Annotated in this window: 15 protein-coding genes; 8 read left to right on the top strand and 7 right to left on the bottom strand. The window is 66.7% G+C overall.

From position 1 onward, the window contains the following. Window positions 1–46: 46 nt before the first annotated feature. Complete coding sequence (locus DOL89_RS24785; protein WP_162937390.1) at window positions 47–649, top strand: NACHT domain-containing protein; 603 nt, start codon at window positions 47–49, stop codon at window positions 647–649. An 18-nt stretch (window positions 650–667) separates the two neighbouring features. Beyond that, window positions 668–1,969: an NACHT domain-containing protein gene (locus DOL89_RS24780; protein WP_162937389.1), complete on the top strand. Its 1,302-nt coding sequence runs from the start codon at window positions 668–670 to the stop codon at window positions 1,967–1,969. 185 nt (window positions 1,970–2,154) lie between these two features. On the opposite strand, the gene uvrB is transcribed toward DOL89_RS24780, so the two are convergent. Beyond that, window positions 2,155–4,371 carry an excinuclease ABC subunit UvrB gene (gene uvrB, locus DOL89_RS08055; RefSeq protein WP_225889959.1) on the bottom strand — a complete coding sequence of 739 codons (2,217 nt, stop codon included), beginning with the start codon at window positions 4,369–4,371 and terminating at the stop codon, window positions 2,155–2,157. Window positions 4,372–4,468: 97 nt separating this feature from the next. Further along, window positions 4,469–5,155, bottom strand: a complete 687-nt coding sequence (locus DOL89_RS08050) for an NERD domain-containing protein (RefSeq protein ID WP_119678676.1) — start codon at window positions 5,153–5,155, stop codon at window positions 4,469–4,471. Between the two features lie 192 nt (window positions 5,156–5,347). On the opposite strand from DOL89_RS08050, the gene DOL89_RS08045 reads away from it, so the two are divergent. From DOL89_RS08045 to DOL89_RS08030, 4 genes are read left to right on the top strand one after another with little or no spacing between them, the layout of a single operon-like run. Continuing rightward, window positions 5,348–6,244 carry a prephenate dehydratase gene (locus tag DOL89_RS08045; protein WP_119678675.1) on the top strand — a complete coding sequence of 299 codons (897 nt, stop codon included), beginning with the start codon at window positions 5,348–5,350 and terminating at the stop codon, window positions 6,242–6,244. Beyond that, window positions 6,241–7,323, top strand: coding sequence for a 3-deoxy-7-phosphoheptulonate synthase (locus tag DOL89_RS08040; RefSeq protein ID WP_162937388.1), 1,083 nt, complete (start codon window positions 6,241–6,243; stop codon window positions 7,321–7,323). The genes DOL89_RS08045 and DOL89_RS08040 overlap by 4 nt, the downstream gene beginning before the upstream one ends. A gap of 60 nt (window positions 7,324–7,383) precedes the next feature. After that, window positions 7,384–8,586 carry a pyridoxal phosphate-dependent aminotransferase gene (locus tag DOL89_RS08035; RefSeq protein ID WP_119678673.1) on the top strand — a complete coding sequence of 401 codons (1,203 nt, stop codon included), beginning with the start codon at window positions 7,384–7,386 and terminating at the stop codon, window positions 8,584–8,586. 25 nt (window positions 8,587–8,611) lie between these two features. Further along, window positions 8,612–9,175: a GNAT family N-acetyltransferase gene (locus DOL89_RS08030; RefSeq protein WP_162937387.1), complete on the top strand. Its 564-nt coding sequence runs from the start codon at window positions 8,612–8,614 to the stop codon at window positions 9,173–9,175. Window positions 9,176–9,221: 46 nt separating this feature from the next. Here the strand turns inward: DOL89_RS08030 and DOL89_RS08025 are convergent, their stop codons facing one another. The 4 genes from DOL89_RS08025 to DOL89_RS08010 all read right to left on the bottom strand — a co-directional run bounded on the left by DOL89_RS08025 (window position 9,222) and on the right by DOL89_RS08010 (window position 15,180). Continuing rightward, window positions 9,222–10,157 carry a phosphoribosyltransferase family protein gene (locus DOL89_RS08025; protein ID WP_162937386.1) on the bottom strand — a complete coding sequence of 312 codons (936 nt, stop codon included), beginning with the start codon at window positions 10,155–10,157 and terminating at the stop codon, window positions 9,222–9,224. A 420-nt stretch (window positions 10,158–10,577) separates the two neighbouring features. Next, on the bottom strand, window positions 10,578–11,825 hold the full coding sequence (locus tag DOL89_RS08020; protein ID WP_119678670.1) for a hypothetical protein: 1,248 nt from the start codon (window positions 11,823–11,825) through the stop codon (window positions 10,578–10,580). A gap of 188 nt (window positions 11,826–12,013) precedes the next feature. Beyond that, the gene (locus DOL89_RS08015; RefSeq protein ID WP_119678669.1) at window positions 12,014–12,502 is read right to left on the bottom strand and encodes a Dps family protein; all 489 of its coding nucleotides are present in this window, start codon (window positions 12,500–12,502) and stop codon (window positions 12,014–12,016) included. A 173-nt stretch (window positions 12,503–12,675) separates the two neighbouring features. Then, a complete protein-coding gene (locus tag DOL89_RS08010; protein WP_119678668.1) occupies window positions 12,676–15,180 on the bottom strand; it encodes a ligase-associated DNA damage response DEXH box helicase in 2,505 nt (834 codons plus the stop codon). A 52-nt stretch (window positions 15,181–15,232) separates the two neighbouring features. Here DOL89_RS08010 and DOL89_RS08005 point away from each other — a divergent pair, with 52 nt between their 5' ends. Together DOL89_RS08005 and mutL are read left to right on the top strand one after the other, a co-directional pair. Next, window positions 15,233–16,021: a 5'-methylthioadenosine/adenosylhomocysteine nucleosidase gene (locus tag DOL89_RS08005; protein WP_119678667.1), complete on the top strand. Its 789-nt coding sequence runs from the start codon at window positions 15,233–15,235 to the stop codon at window positions 16,019–16,021. 244 nt (window positions 16,022–16,265) lie between these two features. Further along, the gene (gene mutL / locus DOL89_RS08000) at window positions 16,266–18,164 is read left to right on the top strand and encodes a DNA mismatch repair endonuclease MutL (RefSeq protein ID WP_119678666.1); all 1,899 of its coding nucleotides are present in this window, start codon (window positions 16,266–16,268) and stop codon (window positions 18,162–18,164) included. A gap of 364 nt (window positions 18,165–18,528) precedes the next feature. Here mutL and DOL89_RS07995 read toward each other — a convergent pair whose 3' ends face one another. Then, on the bottom strand, window positions 18,529–19,749 hold the full coding sequence (locus tag DOL89_RS07995; protein ID WP_225889947.1) for a beta/alpha barrel domain-containing protein: 1,221 nt from the start codon (window positions 19,747–19,749) through the stop codon (window positions 18,529–18,531). Between the last annotated feature and the right edge of the window lie 71 nt (window positions 19,750–19,820).

The following is a 19,820-nucleotide window of genomic DNA, read 5'->3' as shown; positions in this document are numbered from 1 at the left end:
CGAGCGCGCGAAAGGAGCGGACCCGCAGCTCTCTCTATTGGATTTCATGTGCCGTGATATATCAGACAAGGCAGGGGAGCCGATAGAAGTCGTTACTCCGGTGATTCACTATGCTGTCAGTACAGGTAGAGCGTTGGTCGTATTTGATGGGTTGGACGAGATACTGGACCCATCAAGGCGCCGAGAGTTCATTGATGACGTTCTGAATTTTACCAACCGATACCCTTTAAGTACTATTGTGGTTACCTCTCGGGAAGTTGGGTATGAAGAAGCGCCTCTTACACGGGATTTTGAAGAGCTCACAATAGCGCGATTCGGTACAAAGCAGATAGGTGAATACCTGATCAAGTATTTTGTGAACGTCTTCCAGGTTGATGCTGATGAAGCGAGCCGTATGGCTAATAGGTTTGTTGAGCAAGTAAGGGCTCATGCATACGACTTAGCACAAAATCCTTTGATGCTAGGGCTCATGGCTTGGCTTTTCCATGTGCAGGGTGACGTTCCAGCTAACAGGCCAGAAATATATAAGGAATGTTCTCTGCTAATGTTTGAAAATTGGGATCAGAACAGAGGTATAAAAGCAGAGATTCCAGCAGACTTCGACTTACTAAATCTGTTCAGCCATCTAGCAATGTTGGTATACTGTTAAGTCGAATTGGAAGAGGGGGTGTCATCGGAGTGGCTGAAAAAGGAAATTGAAGCGTACTTTGCAAGCCTATACGAGGATAGAGCTCGTTCAATTGAAGCAAGCAAGAACTTGGTAAGTTTTGTAACGGGTAGATCATGGGTGATGTTTGATGCGGGTTTGGGCATATATAAATTCACCCATCGGACCTTCCTCGAGTACTTTTACGCGAGGAGCATAGATGAACGTTATGACACAGTCTCACAAGTCGTGAAACATGTACTTCCCCATGTGTCGCGTTCAGAATGGGAGGTTGTTTCTCACTTGTGTTTGCAGCTAAAGACGTTTCGTAACACTAGAAGAATGTCGGAAGCCCTAGCGGAGCTCAGTGAAAGGTGCCTGATAAAAGTAGCTACAAGCAAGTCAAAGATCGCGCAATTGGGTTTCTGTGCGAAAGCTCTTCACTATCTTGCTGGTCCTGAGGCGGAAGTAAGATTTTTTGTTGGGCGTCTATATGAGGCAGTATTTGTAATAATGGAAAAGAATTTTTTCGAGGGTGGGCAGATAATTAGTGACATGCTTAAATGTCTTAGTGAGAGGCGGGGCGTTGTGGTTGACAGCGTGATGCGTCTGTTAATGCGTGATATAATCGAATGCCATCCAACAAGAATGAGTTTGGCAGTGTCTATCGTGGACCAAGGCACTTACGGATTCAGGGGGCCTTGGGGGCCTGGGCGGCGGTGGGTGAATAGAAGTTTACGAGATCAAATTTTGGAAGGAGTTAAAGATCAAATATTTCTATCGGCGAGTAAAAACCTATTTGCGGCGCGATTGAAGTGGGAATGGTATGATCTTTACGATAACGAAGATTTTAGAAATTACGGATTGGCGTTGGTTCTTGCTGATGATCATCACGAAGCTCAAGCACGTGGTGTTGGGATGCTTTTGACCATTCTATCCGGGCCCCCGCATTCGGAGAACTTAGCGAATGGTATTGGGCCTTGGATCGTGGATCTTGTGTTTCAAAGAAGGCCGCCCATTAAGATCGACATAAGCAAGGTAGCTGTTGATAGAATTGCGCCTTCGAATGTTGTCGGAAATAGGATGTCGAGCGCAATCAAGAAGGATTCATCAAGGGCGCGGGTTGTTTTTGCCTGCGGATTATTGCTGCACGAGTTTGAGGAAATTTCTAGATGTTCTCATGTTTCGAGAAGTCTCTCTCCTCTTGCGAGAAAATTGTCTCCGTTGCTCGAGAAAGGTAAGATTCTTGCTGCGGCTGATTGTGAAGTCATAAAGGCTTGGATAAATGGCGAGATTTCGTTTTTAAGTGGAAGCCAGAAATGAATGCGAGTACTGGAAGTTCGGCGGATGCTGACCGGGTTGATGGACCTGTTTGGATGAGGGTTCTTCGCGGCCGACCGGTTTCCAACGAAGGTAGTTGGATTGCCATAGTGTGGTCGAGTTTTGATGTTGGCCTCGCAGGTCTGCGGGGTGGCCTTTGCCGAGCGGGGTAGGAGTTCGAACCTAGCTCACCGCCGCTTCCTAGTCCTCGTCCCGCCGAACTGGATGCCGCCTACCTCCACCCCGCCATCGTCGGTGGCGTGGGCGGCGCGGGGTTGGCGGGGGGCGGAGTCGGAGCCTCGGCCGCCTTTGCGGGGGCGGCCGCTGCCGGAGTCGTCGCGGCCGCGCCCGCCGCGGGGGCGTTCGCCCTGGGCGCTGGCGCGCAGCGCGCTGGCGCCGGGGATGCCGGGGGCGGCGAGGCCGAGGTCGATCTGCTCCAGTCGGCGGATTTCGTCGCGGATGCGGGCGGCCTCCTCGAACTCCAGGTCGGCCGCGGCGGTGCGCATCTTCTTCTCCAGCTCGGCGATGATCTGCTTGATGCTCTTGCCGGAGAGGTCGGCGCCGGCGGCTCCGGTGTCCACCTCCACACGGTCGCCGCGCTCATAGACGCTGCCCAGCACGTCGGCGATGTTCTTCTTCACCGATTCCGGCGTGATGCCGTGCTCGGCATTGTAGGCGAGCTGCTTGGCGCGGCGGCGCGAGGTCTCCTCCAGCGCCGCCTTGATGCTGTCCGTCTCGCGGTCGGCATAGAGGATGGCGCGGCCCTCCACATTGCGGGCGGCGCGGCCGATGGTCTGGATCAGCGAGGTGCGGGAGCGCAGATAGCCTTCCTTGTCCGCATCCAGGATGGCGACCAAGCCGCATTCGGGGATGTCCAGCCCCTCGCGCAGCAGGTTGATGCCGATCAGCACGTCGAACACGCCGAGGCGGAGATCGCGGATGATCTCGATCCGCTCCAGGGTCTCCACGTCGGAGTGGACGTAGCGGACCTTGATGCCGGCCTCCATCATGTATTCGGTCAGCGCCTCGGCCATCTTCTTGGTCAGGGTGGTGACCAGGACGCGCAGCCCCTTGGCCACGACCTCCCGCACCTCCGCCATGACGTCGTCCACCTGGGTCTCGGTGGGGCGGATGATGACCTCCGGATCGACCAGGCCGGTGGGGCGGACCACCTGCTCGGCGAAGACGCCGCCGGTGCGCTCCATCTCCCACGGGCCGGGGGTGGCGGAGACGAACACCGTGGGCGGCCGCATCACGTTCCACTCCTCGAACTTGAGCGGGCGGTTGTCGGTGCAGGAGGGCAGGCGGAACCCATGCTCGGACAAGGTGGTCTTGCGCATGAAGTCGCCTTTGAACATGCCGCCGATCTGGGGAACCATCACATGGCTCTCATCCACGATCAGCAGGGCGTCGTCCGGCAGGTACTCGAACAGGGTCGGCGGCGGCTCCCCCGGATTGCGGCCGGAGAGATAGCGGGAATAGTTCTCGATGCCGGCGCAGGAGCCGGTCGCCATCATCATCTCGATGTCGAAGGTGGTGCGCTGGTCCAGCCGCTGCGCCTCCAGCAGGCGACCCTGGGCGTACAGCTCCTCCAGCCGGACCTTGAGGTCGTGCTTGATCTGGTTGATGGCCTGCTGGAGCGTGGGCTTCGGTGTGACATAGTGGCTGTTGGCGTAGATGCGCACCTCCTTCATGGAGGCGGACTTCTCGCCCGTCAGCGGGTCGATCTCGACAATGCTCTCCACCTCGTCCCCGAACAGGGAAAAGCGCCAGGCGCGGTCCTCCATGTGGGCGGGGAACAGCTCGATGGTGTCGCCGCGCACGCGGAAGGAGCCGCGGGCGAAGCCGACATCGTTGCGGCGGTACTGGAGCTCGATGAGCTGGGCCAGGAACTTCTGCCGGTCGAGCGTGTCGCCCACATTCACGTCCACCGTCATCGCCTGATAGGTCTCGACCGAGCCGATGCCGTAGATGCAGGAGACGGAGGCCACGACGATGGTGTCCCGCCGCTCCAGCAGGGCACGGGTGGCGGAGTGGCGCATCCGCTCGATCTGCTCGTTGATCGAGGATTCCTTCTCGATATAGGTGTCGGTGCGGGGGACGTAGGCCTCCGGCTGGTAATAGTCGTAGTAGGAGACGAAGTACTCCACCGCATTGTCGGGGAAGAAGCTCTTCATCTCGCCATAGAGCTGGGCGGCCAGGGTCTTGTTCGGGGCGAGCACCAGGGTCGGGCGCTGAAGCCGCTCGATCACATGGGCGATGGTGAAGGTCTTGCCCGAGCCGGTGACGCCCAGCAGCACCTGGTCCTTCTCCCCCTGGTGCAGGCCCTGCGTCAGCTCCTCGATGGCGCGCGGCTGGTCGCCGGCCGGCGTGTACTCCGACACCACGGTCAGCGGATGCCGCATCGGGGGCGAGGGCAGGCGGGTGCGCCAGGGCATGACCGGGTTGTCGGTCAGGGGCTGGTGCGGAGCGGCGGCGGGGGCGAGATCCTGGGGCATGGGGCTAAGATACGGTGCGGGCGCGCCTTGTTCCAGGGGGTGATCCCGCTTTGTTCGCGCGCCCGCCAGCGGCGTGCTGCAGGGCGTGGCACAGCGGTTCCCACGCGGTCTCCACCGTGTGGCTGGGCGGGCCGTCCTCGCGGGCGTAGGCGCGGACCGCGTCGGCGAGGTCGGCGCTGCGGCAGCAGCTTTTCGGGGGCGGGCCGCCGAAATCGGCGCTGTTCGGGAAGACCGCCAGCACCCGCACCCGGACCAGGGGGAAGCGGGCGCGGATGGCGCTGATCAGGGGATGGAGCTGGATCACGGGGTTCAGCATGGTGGCGACCTTGTGGTCCGGCGCCGCATAGCGCCACTGCCCCGCCGACGGGTTGGCGCGCACCCGGCCCGAGGCGGCGGCGGGGGCGGACACGATCAGCAGGATGGAGTCCGGCAGCCGCACCACATGGTCAATGGCGGCGGTGCGGTGCTTGGAGGTCTTCAGCGGGATATTATGCAGGGCCTCGAAGCCGAGCTCGTCCAAGGCGAGGCGGCGCTTGAAGAGTTCGGCATTGTACTGGCGGGCGTTGAGCTTCCGCACCTTGGGCCGGGCGGCGCGCAGGACCGTCATCAGCAGGATGAGCAGGATCACGGCGGCGGTCCCGATCAGGACCGCGTCGGCAGGGTCGATGGGCAGGAGGCTGGCGTCCGGCATGGGGAATGACTACCCCATCCGGCGGAGGCTTGTCACCGGGGCGGGTTGTGGGGGCGGGGCTGTCCATGCGTTCGGCGAAGGGGTGCCAGAAGCGGGCGCGCGGGCAATGATGTTGCGGTGCCGCGGCGCTGTCGGATAGTTTCGGACCGATTTTACGCCCGACGACCCGCCGAACCCCGAGGATTCCGCCCCATGACCACAGACGCCGCCATTGCCGACGCAGGCGCGGAGGCTGAGCGCCGGGTGGTCTATCTGGGGCCGGAGGGCACCTTCACCCATATCGCCGTGCGCCACCTGTTCCCCGCCGGCTCCGGCCTGGAGCTTCAGCCGGGGGCCAGCGTCGCCGCCTGCTTCGACGCGCTGGCCCATGGGCGCTGCGGACGGATCGTGGTGCCGGTGGAGAACGGGGCCAAGGGCTATGTCGGCGACACGGTGGAGCAGATGACCGCCCGCGGTGCCGAGCTTGCCGTGCTGGCCAGCGCCGAGGTGCCGGTCACCTTCTCCCTGTACCGGCTGCCGGGCGACCGCGGCACGCTGCACACCATCGCCAGCCATCCCTTCGGGCTGGCGCAGGTGAAGGGCTGGAGCTCCGCCCGGCCGCTGAAGGAGCTGGAGACGCCCAGCACCTCCGCCGCGCTGGAGCTGCTGGCGCGGGAGCGGACGGCGGGCATGGGGGCGGTGGCGGCCCCCGGCATCGGCGATCTTTACGGGCTGGAGGAGTTGGAGACGGACCTGCAAGGCCCGTCGGTCAACGCCACCCGCTTCCTGTGCATCGGCCGCGGCCCGGCCGGGCGGGCGGAGGAGACGGCGGAGGGCTATGTGGCCTTCCTGGCCAAGGACCCGGCGGCGCTGGCCCCGGCGCTGGCGCGCGCGGCGCAGGACGGGCTGATCCCCGCCGTCGCCCCCGCCAAGCAGGGGCCGGCCTTCGGCGGCTACCGCTACGTGCTGGAGCTGCACGGGCCCGGCGCCAGCCGGGCGGCCGCACCGCTGGCCGGCGTGCCGGGCCTGATCTTCCTGGGCGCCTATGCCCATTCGGCCGTGAGATTGCCCCCAAGGGCTGAGATTCTGTTGAGAGGATGGATTCCGTGACTTCCGAGACCGCCCCCGCCGCCGGCAAGCCCACCCGCCCGGACACGCCCATCGTGCTGGGGATGGAGGTGGATTCTCTGCTGGGCCAGCTCGCCCGGCTGAAGGACCGTCGCGCGACCGTGCTCTATGCCGACATCTTCCCGGACGACAGCGAGTGGGACCTGGAGGAGTTCGAGCAGCGGCTGCGCTACTTCCTGCTGCTGACCGCCATCCTGCTGTACAAGTCGGCGCTGCCGGTGGTGAAGATCATCAATCTGGTGACCCCGCCCGACGCCCACCGGCAGGAGCTGCGGGAAACGGTGGCGAAGCGGGCCAACCTGCTGCGCGCCTATACCCGCGGCGGCTTCGCCGATCTGAACAATATCCGCCGCTGGATTCCCGAGCTGGACGCCACCTCCGCCGAGGGGCGCGATCTGGGTGAGATCGTGCTGCGCATCCAGGACACGCTGGACTTCATCGCGGCCTGCCTGGGCGGCACCGGGGCCATCGAGCATATCGCCAATGCCGAAGCCTTCTTCGCCCTGTCGGCGGAGGCGGCGATGGCCATCGACCCGGCCCATGCCGACACTACCACCCACGCCGCCCATGTGCTGACCGCCGATCTGGCCGCGTTGCGCGACAATGCGGCGCTGAAGGATTTCCTCCGCTCCGTCCAGAACCCGCTGCTGGTGCGGGTCGACGGGGCGGACGGGCTGGTTCCGGCCCTGGAGGGGCTGGCCGGTGCGGGCGGGCAGCCCAGGGTGATCCTGGATGTGGTCCGGCGCGCGCCCGACGTGGTGGCCCCCGCCGTTGCGGCCCAGCGTGCGCTGCCCGACACGGTCTGCGCCCTGATCTCCACCTTCGACGGCGTGCCGGTGGCGGTGGAGGAGGGGCGGACGGATCTGCGCGTCGGCAACCGCGAGGTCGATGCCTTCTGCGCCGACGGGTCCGCCTGGGCCGGGGTGGGGCTGGCGGCCGGGGGCGGGCAGGGCGATTTCCGCCTGACCGCGCGCAACCGGATGCCCAGCTTCGCCTACCACCTGATCGAAATGCTGAACCGGTCGGCCTTGCCCATGTCCAAGCGCGGACTTCTGGGCTAAACCCTGCGCCCGGCCCACCCTCGCCGCCCAACCAACCTAAGCCAAGCAGAGCTTGCCATCATGACGATCCTCGCCAGCCGCCTTGCCCGTATCAAGCCGTCCGCCACCATCGCCGTGAACAGCAAAGCGCGGGCGCTGAAATCGGCCGGACGCGACATCATCGCGCTGGGGCTGGGGGAGCCGGACTTCGATACGCCGGACAACGTCAAGGAAGCGGCCATCCAGGCCATCCACGCCGGATTCACCAAGTACACCGACGTGGACGGCACGGCCGAACTGAAGAAGGCCATCAGCGCCAAGTTCAAGCGGGAGAACGGGCTGGACTACGAGCCCGCCCAGATCACGGTTGGCGTCGGCGGCAAGCAGGTGCTGTACAACGCCCTGATGGCCACGCTGAATCCGGGCGACGAGGTGATCATCCCGGCGCCCTACTGGGTCAGCTATCCGGACATGACGCTGCTGGCCGAGGGCACGCCCGTCTTCGTGCCCTGCCCGGCGGACACGGGCTTCCGCATGACCCCGGACATGCTGGAAGCGGCGATCACGCCGAAGACCAAGTGGCTGATCCTGAACAGCCCCAGCAATCCCAGCGGCGCCGCCTACAGCCGCGACGAGCTGAAGGCGCTGGGCGAGGTGCTGCTGCGGCACCCGCATGTGTGGGTCATGTCCGACGACATGTACGAGCACCTCGTCTATGACGATTTCGAGTTCACCACCATGGCGCAGGTGGTGCCGGCCCTTTATGACCGCACCCTGACGATCAACGGCGTCTCCAAGGCCTACAGCATGACCGGCTGGCGCATCGGCTATGCCGGCGGCCCGAAGGACCTGATCAAGGCCATGGGCGTGATCCAGAGCCAGAGCACCTCCAACCCCACCAGCATCTCCCAGGCCGCCGCCGTGGAGGCGCTGAACGGGCCGCAGGATTTCATCCCGGTGCGGTCGGACGCGTTCAAGGAGCGGCGCGACCTGGTCGTGTCCATGCTGAACCAAGCCCAGGGGCTGTACTGTCCGAATCCGGAAGGCGCCTTCTACGTCTACCCGTCCTGCGCCGGCACGCTGGGCAAGACCAGCCCCAGCGGCAAGGTGCTGGAGACCGACGAGGATTTCGCCATGGAGCTGCTGGAGGCGGAAGGCGTCGCCATCGTGCATGGCGAGGCGTTCGGCCTGTCCCCGCACTTCCGCATCTCCTACGCCACCTCCACGGACGTGCTGGAGGAGGCCTGCCGGCGCATCCAGCGCTTCTGCGGAAACCTGCGCTGACAGGGCCGGCCGGGAGCCGCATCCCATGCTGACGCTGTCCACCGCGCGGCTCGATGCTCTCCCCCTCGGGCCGGGGGATTACGAGGCGGTGCGGTCCCTGCATGCCGATCCCACGGCATCGGCTACCCTGTCGCCCGACGGGCGACCCCTGCCGGAGCAGCGCACCCGGGCCGCCTTGCAGCGGATGGAGGATCGCTGGCTGCTGGACAACATCGGCCCGTGGTCGTTCCGGCTCCGCACCGATCTGCTGCGGGACGGGGTCGCGGTGGCGCGGGCCGGCGACTGGGTCGGCTATGCCGGCATCCGCCGCGCCGACGATCCCCTGCGCGGGGAAGGGGAACTCTGGGAGCTGATGTATGGCATCCGCCCGCTTTTCTGGCGCGGCGGATTCGGCATGGAGATGGCCGAGGCGGCGCTGAAGGATGGGCGGGAGCGGCTGGAGATCACTGAGGTCTGGGCCTGGACGCTGTGGACAAACCGGGCCAGCCGCGGGCTGATGCGCCGGTTGGGCTTCCGGCAGGTGGGCGGCGCCATCTATGCCGGCCTGCCGCATGTGGTCACGCGGGCGGAGCTGGAGCCGTCGGATTAGAGGCGAACCGGTCGATGTGCCGTGGGGCCACTCCCCGCTACGGGGTTCAGGCGGCGTTGCCGAACAAGGCGTGGCGGGTCCGCCAGTAGAGCCTGCGGGCCAGGGTATGGTACTGGGCCTGCACCCTGGCGATGGACATTCCGGGCCTGTAGAGTTCGCCCGTCCGCAGGCAGAGCACCGGCTTTCCTGAAATATTGCTGATTTCTGCGGCCTGATCCGGGCAGCCTTCGATGAAAAGCTCCGCATCTGTGCAGTCGCGGTAGGTTGTCGCCTTGAACCTTGTCTGGCTGCCGGCCGGCTGGTGCGTTCCGGGGGAGGCCTCACCGAGCATGTGAAGGTGGCGGTAACGCACCTTGTGTTGCTTCAGCCACTCTTCGGTTTCGCGGCGCAAGCTTTCAGGTCGGCCGGTGACGAGATGGCCGATCTCGTACTCGGTCATGAACAGCGGCTGCGCCCTTTTCACCGCCACCGCATCTTCGGGACCGTGATCCTCCAGATCGCTGCATAGAACGCCGTCGATTTCCATGCAGCAGCTTTCCAGATGCGGATGGTTCATGACGTTCCATTCGAAGAAGCGGGGGATCGGCACCTCTTCCAGGAAGATATCGACCATGCGCGTGCTCTGCGGCGCGGCGTAGGCGGCAAGATAGGTGATCCGATGCGGCAGGCCGGCATCGGCAACCAGCTTCTTCGCCCGCTCAATGGCATATCCGGACATTACGGAATCATCGACGACCAGTATGTGAAGCGCGTCATGGGGGAAGCTGATGTTCCGCCGCCGCTTGCGCTGTCCGCCGTTCAATCTGCGATTCTCAAGAAGGCCGTCTATGTCGGTCAGGCAGACGTTCAGAGCCAAGGCGATGAAATTTGCGACCAGCAGGCCACTGCGCGGAACACCGACGACAAGATCGATGTCGCGAGGGATCTTGTGCAGATTCACCCTCACGGTACGCGCCAAGTCAGCCAACGATCGGTAGTTCATGCCTCGTTCCATCCAATCCAAGTGCACCGGGGCGCTGCTTCGGCTCGACCGCCTTGCCGCATGTTCCCGTCGTGGGTGAACCGATGGCTCCGCGGAAGATGGCCGGGAGACAGATACCTCGGCGCATTCGTGCGTCGGTTCGGGAATATGACGATATGGGGGCGGATTTGTTGCACGCCAGCTTCCCGATTGGGCAGAATATCCGGCCAAGGGCATTAGACCGAGATGGGCACGGCAACCCTATGCAGTGCTGGAAGAGCGTCCCCGTGATCCGCCTTTGTCGAGGTTATTTCGGATTGGGGAGTGCGGCGGGAGCATCGGATCGGTCTCCATCCAACCGGGATCGGAAACCGGTCCAGCCTTCCTGGGATGGCGTGGATATTCACCCGATCCGGCAAGCCAGCTTGATCGGGTGACGCTTCAATCCACCCGCTGTCCCGTGAAGGGGTTCCAGCCCAGCGCCGCCAACGCCGTCCATGCCGTGGCGCCCAGATGGGGGCGGCGGTAATAGCGGAAATCGTCGGTTACGCTGTCCGGACCGATGGCGAGGCCGGTGCTGATGCTGAGCTCTCGCGTGGCCCAGAGATAGCCGCCGGGGCTGACCTGCCCGGCAATGCCGGCGAGCAGGCGGTCGGCCTCCCCATCCTGGCCGAGGACGCGGTAGACCAGGGCGGCCTGCGCCGTGCCCTCGACCCAGAGGCCGTCGCGATCGTCGTTGAAGTCGAACCCGCCCTCCACGCCGTGGGCGCGCTCCGCATAGGCGAGGGCCGCCCGCCACCCGTCCGGCGAATCGCGCAGCAGCAGCGGCCAGAGCTGGGCGTCTAGGCCGGAGGTGGCGTGGTTCACGGTGATTCCGTCCGGCGCGGTGCCGGTCGGGAAATGGTCCCGGCCCGCGTCCCACATGGCGTCCAGGAAGCCGCGCGCATGCCGTGCCGCGGCCCTCCAGTCGCCCTCCGCATCCGTACGGGCCAGCCAGCCGAACAGGGCCACGAGGTCGGTGTTGTGCTCCGTGGATTTCCAGGTGAGGGGGCGAGGGGCATCGTCGAAGCCGTGGATGCCGCCGGTGAAGCCGCCGGGCCCCTGCCGGTCCTGCGTATTCTCCGCCACCCAGTCGGCCAGCCGCGTTGCGCCGTCCAGGAAGCGACGCTCCCCCGTCTGCTCATGCAGGGTCAGCAGGGCCAGGGCGGCCCAGGCCACATTGCCGGTGGCGGTGCCGACCTGATAGGCATCCTCCAGCCAGCGGTTCTGCGCCGGGTCCCACCAGCCCATGGGCGGGATCGGCCGTTCCGCCTGCGGCCCGGCCCGGTAGGCGTTGCGCAGCCGGCCAGCGGGGCCGAGCCGGTCCAGCCTGGCGGCGGAGAGCAGCGCTTCGCCGATGCGCAGGGCCTGTTCATGCCGGCCGCAGGCGGTCAGGGCGATGGCGGCCAGGGCGTTGTCATAGGTGAAGGCGGCGTTCTGGAGCGCCGGCTCCGTTTCCGGCCCCTGTCCGGAAGCCCCGTCATAGCTGCGGAGGAAGACGGGTGCGGAGCCGGGGATTTCGTCCACCCTGGCGGCGAGGGCGGAGCAGGTTCCGGCCGCGAGATCTTGGGCGGGGGAGGCTTGGCCGGGCATGGGGGAGATGATGGTTGCCATCAGCAGCCAGAGGGCGAACCGGCGCTTCCGCGCCATGGGCGGTATCCTTGTTCGACGGCAGGGGCGGCACGTCGGATTACGCGGCGGGGCCGCTAATCCGACCTACGGGTCCGGCGTGGATGCCGTAGGTCGGATCAAGCGGAGCGCCGATCCGACACGGCGGTGCGGAACCGTCACCACCGTGTCGGATCATCGCCCATCGGGCTCGATCCGACCTGCGGATGCTATTCCAGCATGGAGCGGAGCATCCAGGCGGTCTTCTCGTGGATCTGGAGACGCTGGGTCAGCAGGTCTGCGGTGGGCTCGTCCCCGCCCTTCTCGGCGGCGGCGAAGACCTTGCGGGCGGTGCGGGCCACGGCCTCGTGCCCTTCCACGAGCTGGCGGATCATGTCCATGGCCGGGGGAACGCCCTGCTCCTCCTTGATGGTGGTCAGCTTGGCGTACTGGCCAGAGCTGCCGGGGGCGGGGAAGCCCAGCGCACGGATGCGCTCCGCGATCTCATCCAGCGCGTTCCACAGCTCGGTATACTGCTCCATGAACATGGCGTGGAGCGTGTTGAACATCGGGCCGGTGACGTTCCAGTGGAAGCTGTGCGTCTTCTGGTACAGGCCGAAGGTGTCGGCCAGCAGGCGCGACAGGCCGTCGGCGATGGCGGCGCGGTCCTTCTCGTCGATTCCGATGTCGATCATGACGGATTTGGCTGGTTTGGCCATTTGAACTCTCCTCCTCTCTAGGGCTCGGACGATATCTGGCCGGAAGCGGCCCGGCGCCGCAATGGGAGATGAAACAGGTGCGGCATTCAGCGTAGGACCGGGTGCTTCGGGCTTCAAGCTATCTATCTGGAATGTTTCTAAACTGGCGTTTCCGCCGATGCGACGCGTGCCGCCTACAACGCCAGCCTCCCTTGATGGCTGCTGCGGGGGAGGAGTTCGGGCACGGCCTCCTCCAGCAGGTCGCCGGCGGCCTCCTCCAGAAGGGCGTCGGTGGCGCTGCCGTAGACGCTTTCCCTGCCGACCTCCAGCAGCACGGGGACGGCCAGCGGGCTGACCCGGTCCAGGGCGCGGTGGACGATGCGGCCCTTGATGCGGGCCAGCATGTCCGACAGGCGGCGGATGTCGGTGAGGCCGGAGGCGGCGTCCGCGCGGGTGGCGCGCAGCAGCACATGTCCGGGCTCATGCTTACGCAGCACGTCGTAGATCAGGTCGCTGCTGAAGGTGACCTGACGGGTGTTCTTCTGGAGGCCGGGATGCTTGCGCTCGATCAGGCCGGCGATGACGGCGACATTGCGGAAGGTGCGCTTCAGCATGCTGGATTCGTCCATCCAGGCTTCCAGATCGTCGCCCAGCATGTCCTGGTCGAACAGGGCGTCCAGCTCGTCCGGGGCGGGCTCCTTCAACTGCCAGGTCGCCAGCACATAGTCGGTGGCGACGAAGCCCAGCGGCTGCAGGCCCATGCGCTCCATCCGGCGGGTCAGCAGCATGCCCAGCGTCTGGTGCGCGTTCCGCCCCTCAAAGCAGTAGGCGACCAGGTATTGGCGGTTCCCGCGCGGGAAGGTCTCCACCAGCAGGCCGTGCCGGTCCGGCAGGACGGAGCGGTAGCGCTGGAGCCGCAGCCATTCCTGCACCGGCTCCGGCAGTTGACACCAGCGGGCGGGGCTCTCCAGCATGGCGCGGACCCGGTCGGCGAGGTGGGAGGAGAGCGGCAGGCGGCCGCTGGCATAGGCGGGGACCTTGGGCTCCCCGCTGCCGCCCTTGGCCACTTGCACCTCCATGTCCCGCACGCCCAGGAACTTCAGAAGCTGGCCGGCGAAGACGAAGGTGTCGCCGGGTGTGAGGCCGTTGACGAAATACTCCTCCACCTCCCCCAGCACCTGGCCGCGGTTCATGCGGACACGCAGCACCGTCGCCTCCACGATGGTGCCGACATTCATCCGGTACTGCCGGGCGAAGGCGGGGGAGGCGATGGACCAGAGGCCGGTGTCCGGGTCCTGCATCAGCTTGTGGAACCGCTCATAAGCGCCCAGCGCGTAGCCGCCGGTCGCCACGAAGTCGAAGACGTCGTCGAACTCGTCGCGGGTGAGATCGGCATAGGGGGCGGCGCGCACCAGCTCGGCATAGAGCGCGTCGGCGGAGAAGGGGGCGGCGCAGGCGGTGCCGGCGATGTGCTGGGCCAGCACGTCCATCGCGCCGGGGCGGAGTCGGTCGCCGTCCAGCGTATGCTCCGCGATGGCCTCGATGGCGGCCTCGCACTCCAGCACCTCGAACCGGTTGGCGGGGACCAGCAGGGCGCGGGAGGGCTCGTCCAGCCGGTGGTTGGCGCGGCCGATGCGCTGGAGCAGGCGCGACACGCCCTTCGGCGCGCCGACCTGCACCACCAAGTCCACGGCGGCCCAGTCGATGCCGAGGTCGAGGGAGGAGGTGGCGACCACGGCGCGCAGGCCGCCCTTCGCCATCGCCGCCTCCACCTTCCGGCGCTGCTCCACGGCGAGACTGCCATGGTGGAGGGCGATGGGCAAATTGTCCTCGTTCAGGCGCCACAGCTCCTGGAACACCAGCTCCGCCTGGGCGCGGGTGTTGACGAAGACCAGGGTGGTTCCGGTCCTGCGGATGCGCTCATACACCTCCGCCAGGGCGTGCAGGGCCATGTGGCCGGACCAGGGCAGGCGCTCCTTCGTCGCCAGTATCTCCACCTCCGCCCTCGCGCCGGCGCGGCCCAGAACGGTGCGCACCGGGGCCAGCTTGCCGGCATCGTCGTGCAGCCGGCCGGTGGGGGAGAGCCAGGCCACAAGATCGTCGGGATGGGCCACGGTGGCGGACAGGCCGACGCGGCACACGCCCGGCGCGAGGGCGGAGAGGCGGGCCAGGGCCAGGGCCAGCAGGTCGCCGCGCTTGGTGCCGGCCAGCGCATGCAGCTCATCCACGATGACGCAGCGCAGGCTTCGGAACATGTCCGGAGCCTCCCGGTAGGACAGCATCAGCGCCAGGCTCTCCACCGTCGTCATCAGGATGTGCGGCGGGTGGGTGCGCTGGCGCTTGCGCTTGGCCTCCGGCGTATCGCCGGTTCGGGTCTCCGCCCGGATCGGCAGGCGCAGCTCGGCGATGGGGGTTTCCAGATTGCGCTGGATGTCCACCGCCAGCGCCTTCAGCGGCGAGATGTAGAGGGTGTGCAGCCCCTCCCGCGGGCGCTCCGACAGTTCGATCAGGCTGGGCAGGAAGCCGGCCAGGGTCTTGCCGCCGCCGGTCGGGGCGATCAGCAGCGCGTTCTCCCCGGCCCCGGCCGCCTCCACCATCTCGAGCTGGTGGGCATGGGGGTGCCAGCCGCGCGAGCGGAACCATCCGGCGATGGCGGGCGGCAGCAGGGAATCCGTATGATCGGGGAGGACAGCAGGCATCGTGACCGATATATGAGGCTGATCCGCCCGGAATCAAAATCGCGAGTACAAGATGGCGCAGCACAGCACTCCGGAACAGGCCTCCGGTCCCATCGGCCTGATCTGCGCCATCCCGGAGGAGATCGGGCATTTCGGCGCGCACTTCGCGGAACGGACGGCGGAGACACTGGCCGGCTTCACCTTCCGCGCCGGCGCGCTGGACGGGGTGGAGACGGTGGTGGTGGAGGCCGGGATCGGCAAGGTCAACGCCGCCGTGGTCGCCACCCTGCTGCTGGAACGGTTCGGCTGCCGGGCGCTGGTCTTCTCCGGCGTTGCCGGCGGGCTGGACCCGGCGCTCGGCATCGGAGACGTGGTGATCGCAACCACCCTGATCCAGCATGATTACGGTTCCGTCTTCCAGGGCGCGGTGAAGGTCTACCAGCCCGGCGTGCCGCCCATGCCGCAGTTCGCGCAGGAGCATGGCTACCGCCTGGAACCCGAGCTGGAGCGGCGGGTGCGGGCGGTGGCGGCGGGGGTGGAGCTGCCCGCCATGCCGGCGGCAGCCACGGGCGGGGTGGTGCGGATGCCGCATATCGGGTTCGGCACGGTGCTGACCGGCGACCAGTATGTGAATTGCGAGGCCATGCGCGCCCGGCTCCACACCGGCTTCCAGGCCAAGGCGGTGGAGATGGAGGGTGCCGCCATCGCGCAGGTGGCCGAGCGCTACGGCGTGCCCTGCCTGGTGGTGCGGTCGCTGTCCGACCTGGCCGGGCATGACAGCCATATGGATTTTTACGCATTCGTCGAGGCCGCCGCGGCCGGGGCGGCGGAGCTGGTGCGGAGGTTGGTGCGGGTGGTGTGAGGGGGCGGTCTGGCGGGATTTGCGGTACCTTCTCCAGCCATCATCCCCTCTCCAGCCGTCATCCCGGCGAAAGCCGGGACCCAGGAGTCCCAAGGGCGGTGTGGGTGGCTCTGGGTCCCGGCTTTCGCCGGGATGACGGAATGTCGGGAATTGCGGTCGTGCCATGTATGAAGTGGCAGCGATGCGCCCCCATACCTAGTCCGCCCGCTTCCGGCCCGGCGCAACATCTGCTATCCAGGCGGCTATGGATATCCGCCGACTGCCCGATACGCTCGTCAACCAGATCGCCGCCGGTGAGGTGGTGGAGAGGCCGGCGGCTGCGGTGAAGGAGTTGGTGGAGAATGCGCTCGACGCCGGGGCGACGCGCATCGACGTGACCCTGCGCGACGGCGGCAAGGCGCTGATTGCCGTGGCGGACGATGGCTGCGGCATGGAGCCGGAGGCGCTGGCCGTGGCGGTGGAGCGGCATGCCACCAGCAAGCTTCCGGACGACGACCTCACCCATATCCGCACCCTGGGCTTCCGGGGGGAGGCGCTGCCCAGCATCGGGGCGGTGAGCCGGCTGACCATCACTTCCCGCCCCAAGGGGCAGGACAGCGCCTTCGCCATCAGCGTGGAGGGCGGGGCGAAGATGGCGCCGGCGCCGGCGGCGGGCGGGTTCGGCACGCGGGTGGAGGTGCGGGACCTGTTCTACGCCACGCCGGCGCGGCTGAAATTCCTGAAGCGCAGCCGGACGGAAAGCGACCATGCGGTGGATATCGTCCACCGCCTTGCCATGGCGCATCCGGACGTGGCCTTCACCCTGACCGACGACGGGCGGACGCCGGTGCGGCTCACCGCCGGAACCGGGGACCTACTGGGCGTGCGGCTGTCCCGGCTGGGGGCCGTGCTGGGGCGCGAGTTCGAGGAGAACGCGCTGCCGTTGGAGGCGGAGCGGCAGGGCGTGCGGCTGACCGGCCATATCGGCGTGCCCACCTTCAACAGGCCGACCTCCGCCAGCCAGTATCTGTTCGTGAACGGGCGGCCGGTGAGGGACAAGCTGCTGGTGGGGGCGGTGCGGGGAGCCTATGTCGATTTCCTGGCACGCGACCGGCATCCGGTGCTGGCCCTGTTCCTGGAGATCGATCCGGTCGAGGTGGATGTGAACGTGCATCCCGCCAAGACGGAGGTGCGGTTCCGCGACCAGGGGCTGGTGCGCGGGCTGATCGTGGGATCGCTGAAGCACGCCCTGGCACAGGCCGGCCACAGGGCCAGCACCACCGTCGCCATGGGGGCGCTGGGCAGCTTCCAGCCCCATGCCGTTCCGCAATCCAGCTTCCAATGGCAGCCGCGGCAGAATTCCGGCGGCGGGCTATCTGGTGGTGGATTGCCCGGCGGCTACGGCGGGCAGGGCGGCTATGGCGGCGGCACAGTGAGCCGGGAGATGGCGGAGATCGCCATGGCCTTCCAGGCGCCGCTGGGCCCCCGCCGGGAGGAGCCGCCGGCCCCCATCGCCGCCTTCGAGCCCTCCGCCCGCGCGGAGATGCCGGCGGCAGGGGCGTCGGAGGCTCCGTCCCAGCAGTTCCCGCTGGGGGCGGCGCGGGCGCAGGTGCATGGCACCTACATCGTCGCCCAGACGGAGACCGGGATCGTCATCGTGGACCAGCACGCCGCCCATGAGCGGCTGGTCTATGAGCGGATCAAGTGCGACCTGGTCGAGGGCGGGGTGAAGCGCCAGGGGCTGCTGATCCCCGAGGTGGTGGAGCTGGACCCGGCGGATGCCGAGCGGCTGGTGGAGCGGGCCGGGGAGCTGGCCGAGCTGGGGCTGGCGCTGGAGCCGTTCGGCAATGGCTGCGTCGTGGTACGGGAGGTGCCGGCCCTGCTGGGCGGGCGCGCCAACGTCAAGGCGCTGGTCCAGGATCTGGCGGACGAGCTGGCGGAGCTGGGCGATACCCACGCGCTGAAGGAGCGGCTGGACGCCGTCTGCTCCTCCATGGCCTGCCACGGCTCCGTCCGGGCCGGGCGGCCGATGAATGTGGAGGAGATGAACGCGCTGCTCCGCCAGATGGAGGCGACGCCGCACAGCGGCCAGTGCAACCACGGCCGGCCCACCTATGTGGAGCTGAAGCTGGCGGATATCGAGCGGCTGTTCGGGCGGCGGTAGGGCGTTTCGGCGGGGGTGGCCCTTCGGGGGAGGGTCTCTTGGCGGGGGCGGAGAGGGCGGCCCCTGGGTCCCGGCTTTCGCCGGGATGACGGAGGTTGGTCGGGGTGTTCCTCTCCTTTGTCGGGAGCGGGGATTTCAAGGCTTTTCGGCGGGTCGGAGAAGGCGGCCCCCTCTCCCGCCCCCTCTCCCCGCGGGGGAGAGGGGCGGGACGGCGCTGGCGGTGTTGGAGTGGATTTCCTTTGCCGCAGGGAAAGGCGGCGGGGTAGTGGGGCGGTGTTGGAAGTGGTCTCCTCTCCCCGCCGGGGAGAGGATGGGAGAGGGGGGCCTTCGCTGGGGGTTCCGAAGAGGCCGCTCCGGGGACGGGCTAGCGCTTCAGCAGGAACTCGCGGCCGACCTTGACCCTGGGCACGCCGTCATAGGCGACGATGTCGGCGGTCGCGTAGGTTTCGCCCCACTTCTCAGGCAGGTAGGAGCCGGTGCCGACCACGTCCAGCGGGGCATTGGCATCCGCCATGATGCGGCACTTCTCCGGGCTGAAGCCGGAGGAGCCGACGATCCTCACCTTGTCGAATCCGGCATCGTCCAGCTTCTCGCGCACCCAGTGGACGGCGGCGGCGGAGACGCCGGCGCCGATCAGGTAGCGCAGCTCCGTCTCGTTCCGGTAGCCGCGGATGCTTTCCGGGGCGCGGCGGTCCAGCACGGCATAGCTCTGCGGCGGGTCCAGCCCTTCCACGAAGCGGCCGCCCGGCGTGTCGAGACGCACCGAGAGCTGGCCGGAGGCGGCCAGTTCGGGGAAGCGGCGGCAGACCTCCAGCGCGTCCGACACCTCCTGGCCGAAATAATCGACCAGCACGGTCATGGGCTCGTCCGGGAAGGTCTCCCGGTACATCTCCGCCGCGCGCACGGTGCTGCCGGCATAGCCGATCAGGGCGTGGGGCATGGTGCCCATGCCGACCTGCATGCCGAACATGTGGGCGGTGGCGTCGGTGGCGTTGCCGATGAAGCCCTTGGCCCCGACCTTGCGCCTCGCCCGCGCAGAGCCGACCGAAGAGGCGTAGGCCATGATCTCCGCCATCTCCGTCCCGGCGCAGTGGCGGGCGTCCATGGCGATGAAGGCGACGTTCGGAAGCTCGGCCGCCATGGAATAGGCGTTGTAGGCCGCCACGCAGGCGGGGCCGAGCTTCATCAGGAAAATGGTTTCCAGCTCCGCCATGCCGGAGAAGGGGCCGGTGATCCACAGCATCGGCTCGCCGGCGCCCACCCACTTGCCCTCCGCATAGTTCTGCTCGATCACCGGCTCGAACCCGCGGGCCGCACAGATGCCGCGCAGCCAATCCAGCGCCAGCCGGGGGGCGAAGACCACCGGCCGGCGCATGAAGATCGCATAGGTGACCGGCACGTCCCCGAACCGCTCCACGATCTGGCGGGTGCGCTTGAAATAAACGTCGGTCCAGCGCTGCACCGCTTCGGGCGGAGGCACCAGCGTGGAGGCCGGCGTGCCGGTGGCCTGGGCGGAAGAAGCGGCGTTGTGGTCCTGGGTCATGGCGCGTGGCTCGATCTGTGCGGCGATCCGGGGGCGGATCATAGCGAGGTCACAGAACAACATGAAAGAGTCACGCGACGCTCCGCCGGTTGGACTGTTCTGGCGAGGGAGCG

The sequence above is a fragment of the Indioceanicola profundi genome (assembly GCF_003568845.1).
In the GTDB taxonomy this organism is placed as follows: Bacteria; Pseudomonadota; Alphaproteobacteria; order Azospirillales; family Azospirillaceae; genus Indioceanicola; species Indioceanicola profundi.
This window is presented reverse-complemented; position numbering and strand designations above follow the sequence as displayed.

Coding starts and splice junctions, on each gene's coding strand:
- DOL89_RS24785 (WP_162937390.1), top strand. CDS start 47: ATGTGCCGTGATATATCAGACAAGGCAGGGGAGCCGATAGAAGTCGTT.
- uvrB (WP_225889959.1), bottom strand. CDS start 4,371: ATGCGGCATCCGCTGACCGTGGTGTCGGAGTACACGCCGGCCGGCGAC.
- DOL89_RS08050 (WP_119678676.1), bottom strand. CDS start 5,155: ATGCCGGACGCCAGCCTCCTGCCCATCGACCCTGCCGACGCGGTCCTG.
- DOL89_RS08045 (WP_119678675.1), top strand. CDS start 5,348: ATGACCACAGACGCCGCCATTGCCGACGCAGGCGCGGAGGCTGAGCGC.
- DOL89_RS08035 (WP_119678673.1), top strand. CDS start 7,384: ATGACGATCCTCGCCAGCCGCCTTGCCCGTATCAAGCCGTCCGCCACC.
- DOL89_RS08030 (WP_162937387.1), top strand. CDS start 8,612: ATGCTGACGCTGTCCACCGCGCGGCTCGATGCTCTCCCCCTCGGGCCG.
- DOL89_RS08025 (WP_162937386.1), bottom strand. CDS start 10,157: ATGAACTACCGATCGTTGGCTGACTTGGCGCGTACCGTGAGGGTGAAT.
- DOL89_RS08020 (WP_119678670.1), bottom strand. CDS start 11,825: ATGGCGCGGAAGCGCCGGTTCGCCCTCTGGCTGCTGATGGCAACCATC.
- DOL89_RS08015 (WP_119678669.1), bottom strand. CDS start 12,502: ATGGCCAAACCAGCCAAATCCGTCATGATCGACATCGGAATCGACGAG.
- DOL89_RS08010 (WP_119678668.1), bottom strand. CDS start 15,180: ATGCCTGCTGTCCTCCCCGATCATACGGATTCCCTGCTGCCGCCCGCC.
- DOL89_RS08005 (WP_119678667.1), top strand. CDS start 15,233: ATGGCGCAGCACAGCACTCCGGAACAGGCCTCCGGTCCCATCGGCCTG.
- mutL (WP_119678666.1), top strand. CDS start 16,266: ATGGATATCCGCCGACTGCCCGATACGCTCGTCAACCAGATCGCCGCC.
- DOL89_RS07995 (WP_225889947.1), bottom strand. CDS start 19,749: ATGATCCGCCCCCGGATCGCCGCACAGATCGAGCCACGCGCCATGACC.